At 52.8% G+C, this 671-nt stretch carries 1 protein-coding gene; it reads left to right on the top strand.

Annotated elements, in window-relative coordinates; genetic code table 11:
* On the top strand, nt 1–671 hold a 671-nt coding region (locus tag DWZ61_RS19890; RefSeq protein WP_182427214.1), incomplete at both ends, for an RHS repeat protein.

Here is a 671-nt window from a genome sequence, read left to right as displayed (position 1 = left end):
GGCTTTGAAGTGCACCATGAATATAATGAGCACCATGATCTGGTACATACATGGGACAGCGACGGAAGAGAGACCCTCTATACTTATGACCAGGAACACAATCCGGTCAGGACGATGGAAAAGATCAAAGAGGGCAAATGGAAAGAAACGGCCCGGAAGTATGATTTCAGGGGAAGATGCATTCTGGAGCGGGATGCCCTCGGAAACGAAAGCCTTAAGGAATATGAAGCCAACCGGGCATACCCCAGCCGTGTCATTACGCCGAAGGGGGAGGAGACTGCCTACGGCTACGATACCGTAGGCCGCAGACTGTCCATCAGCAATACTTACGGCACGGTGGAGCTGGCTTACAATTCCAGGAACTTTGTCACCAGCCGCATCGACGGGGAAGGCTACACCACCCGCAGATTCTATGACCGCATGGGCAATCTGACCACTTACTATCCACCCGTGCAGTGGGAAAAGAAAGAGAGCGGCTATGAGTACCGCCACGATTTTCTGGAACGTGTGGTAGATACCATATCTCCCCTGCAGGAACATCACCGTGTATTCCGCAACTTTGACGGGGACATCACCAGTCGGATCCATCCGGTCAGCTATGCCCTGAAAGGCGATGAGGGAGAAGGAACCCGCTATGAGTACGATTCTGACGGGAACTGCATCCGTATCCT

Source organism: Clostridium sp. AF34-10BH, from assembly GCF_003478095.1.
GTDB lineage: Bacteria > Bacillota > Clostridia > Lachnospirales > Lachnospiraceae > Acetatifactor > Acetatifactor acetigignens.
Note: the sequence above shows the minus strand (reverse complement) of the source record. Positions and strands in the feature narration are given on the sequence as shown.